The sequence below is a fragment of the Pseudomonas sp. P5_A2_2 genome (genome assembly GCF_054177685.1).
In genome coordinates this window covers 1-1,914 of sequence record NZ_JBGCUL010000854.1, presented here as the reverse complement: position 1 = coordinate 1,914, position 1,914 = coordinate 1, and the positions used below count along the sequence as shown (strand labels likewise).

Below are 1,914 nucleotides of genomic sequence, written 5' to 3'. Positions count from 1 at the left end.
GGGTAGCGACTTCCTGGCCCTGAAGATCCGTGAGATCGCAGCGGCCAATGAGATTTTGCTGCTGGAGTCCCCGGCGCTGGCGCGGTCGATTTATTACTCCACCGAGCTTGAGCAGGAAATTCCCGGTGGGCTGTATCTCGCGGTTGCGCAGGTGCTGGCTTACGTTTATCAGATCCGACAGTACCGGGCGGGTAAGGGCAAGCGACCGGATCCGCTCAAGGATGATCTGCCGATTCCGCCGGATTTGCGGCGGGATTCCTGATGCGATTAAGCGCTGGAAAGATCGCGGCCTTCGACAGCTTCTACAAGTAATACGTGCATCTGGAGTTGCCGAAGGGGGCGAAATTTTTTCCTGTCATTATGATGGGTCTTGATAGTTTCGAAGTGCGTGATCTCGAATGTATTGTGCTCTTCTGATTAAAGTCTTACCTGCGGCTTCACTCATAATCGTTTTATAAGGTTCTGGTCCGTTACCTTGGGCTTGATGGTGAAAGAAACTGAAACTATCATCGAAGAAATCGGTGCGTAACGTTTCCTGTCCTAGAGCGTTGGTCATCGTTATGGAGGTTTTGGGATTGGGGATACCATTCTTGTCGAATGAGACTCCCTGTTTTTGATGCTGAAAATATTGGGCTGTGGAAAGTTTTGGATCTGTTGTAAATGTTAATGGCTTGATATCGCCAGAGTCTTTTACGGCTTTCTCCAATAGGGCTCCTTCTCTGGTTGATGTCTGTATTTTTTCGGCGACTTGCTTCTTTATGAGCTCGCTTTTATAGCGCATTTTTTTAGGCAGTTTTGATAGTGAAACGCTATTTTGTATTTTATGTAATATTGATTTCTTTAAATAAGTTGGGATGGCAGTCATGAAAGAATACGGGGTGTGCCCATTTCGATCGTGACGGTTGATCGGATCCCCCAGGCAATATGCATACGAATTCAATCCACCTCTCCCAAACGGACTCCAACTATCCGGACTGTTAAACCGCATCAAAACCGGATTAAACGCCCGATACCCATTCCCCAGCAAATAATGCCCGGTCACCGGATCCGGCCGTTCACCGTTGAAACCAAGCAGGCTGAGTAGCCCGTTCTCGTCAGGGCGATGGCCATAGGGTGAATAGGCAATGGGTTGAGTTGGACGATCCGCCTTGAGCGTCTGTAACACCGAGCGCTGCTGATCGGTGACCAGTAGCTTGGTATCGGGTATATCACCCTCACTTCGCTGCTGCGCCAACAACTGATCACCGTGCTGAACGATCGAGTAGCGCATCGCCCCCTGTACCTCGGTAGCCAACCTGCTTTTGCAGTAAAAGCGCTGGCGCTCGGGGGTATCTGGCAGTGCGTGGCTGGTCAGTCGATCAAGAGGGTCGTAGTGGTATTGGCAGAGTACGGTCTCGCGCGGCGATGTCATGGGAGGTTGCTCCGAAGGTCCGAAGTGCGGAAGCTCAGTATTGGCGGTTTGGCATGGGTTGGGTACTAGCAGAACTGCTAGGTTTTCCATGTATTTGTCGTGCCGGAAAGCTCTGGGACAACGATCGATTGTGGCGAGGGCTTGCTCTCGTTCGGCTGCGCAGCAGTCGTAGATCAGCGGGTTGGTTGGCCTGATAGGACGCGGTCGTCGGTTTTGGGGGCGCTGCGCGACCCAGCGGGATGTGTGCATTTCGATGGCTTGGGGTGGGTGCTTGAGATGTGTGCTGACAGTACCGGCCTCATCGCGGGCAAGCCCGGCTCCCACAGGATCGGGGGTGAACGCAAAATCTGCATTCGACGCAAGTTTGAGGGCAGGGCTTGCCTGCCAAGGCATCAGCCCAGGTGACACCATAACTTCTTGAAACCCCCTCTATCCCACCCTCCGCAAAAGTTGGAAGGCTTCTTGCAGTACCCCCTCTACGCCGGCACCCGGCGTCAAAAGTT

At 52.7% G+C, this 1,914-nt stretch carries 2 protein-coding genes; one reads left to right on the top strand and one right to left on the bottom strand.

The genetic code is table 11. From position 1 onward, the window contains the following. Nucleotides 1–262, top strand: a 262-nt coding sequence (locus ACXRVY_RS26550) for an EscU/YscU/HrcU family type III secretion system export apparatus switch protein (RefSeq protein ID WP_458238679.1), incomplete at its 5' end; no start/stop codon positions are given. 96 nt (nt 263–358) lie between these two features. Here ACXRVY_RS26550 and ACXRVY_RS26545 read toward each other — a convergent pair. Further along, entirely contained in the window at nt 359–1,804 is a 1,446-nt protein-coding gene (locus ACXRVY_RS26545; RefSeq protein ID WP_411740707.1) for an RHS repeat-associated core domain-containing protein, read from the bottom strand. Between the last annotated feature and the right edge of the window lie 110 nt (nt 1,805–1,914).